The organism is Sphaerotilus sulfidivorans, from assembly GCF_013426975.1.
In the GTDB taxonomy this organism is placed as follows: Bacteria; Pseudomonadota; Gammaproteobacteria; order Burkholderiales; family Burkholderiaceae_C; genus Sphaerotilus; species Sphaerotilus sulfidivorans.
Window position 1 is genome coordinate 1 of record NZ_JACCPY010000088.1, and the last position, 536, is coordinate 536.

Genomic DNA, 536 nt, shown 5'->3' on the forward strand with positions numbered 1-536 from the left:
GGCAGCACGATGCCGAACTCGCTCATCAGACCGCGCAGGCGGTTGATGGTGGCGGTGCGGGCCTTGACCCAGCCTTGGCGCACGGTGTGGATGGCGAGCCGGCACTGCGACAGCTCGGACTTGATCGGCACGAAGCGCATGGACGGACGTTGCACGGCTTCGCAGATGGCGGCGGCATCGGCGGCGTCGTTCTTGCCGCGCCGGCCGCTCATGCGGTACGGGGCGACGAACTTCGGGGCCATCAGCCGTACGGCATGGCCGAAGCCGGCGAACTGGCGCGCCCAGTGGTGCGCGCCCGAACAGGCCTCCATGCCGATGGTGCAGGGCGGCAGCCTGGCCACCAGCTCGGCGAGCTGATCGCGCCGGACCTGCGGACGCACCAGGCACGGCTTGCCGGCCGCATCCACGCCGTGCAGCGCGAAGACATTCTTGGCCAGATCGATCCCGAGAAACACCACCGTCATGGTCATCTCCTTGCGGCCCGCAGCCGCGGGTTGAGCTTTTGCCGCCCCATGGTGCGCGCTGGGCAAGCGCTG

At 69.6% G+C, this 536-nt stretch carries 1 protein-coding gene; it reads right to left on the bottom strand.

The genetic code is table 11. The features are described 5' to 3' along the window. On the bottom strand, positions 1-464 hold a 464-nt coding region (locus HZU84_RS20050; protein ID WP_180693127.1), incomplete at its 3' end, for an IS110 family RNA-guided transposase. Positions 465-536 lie beyond the last annotated feature (72 nt).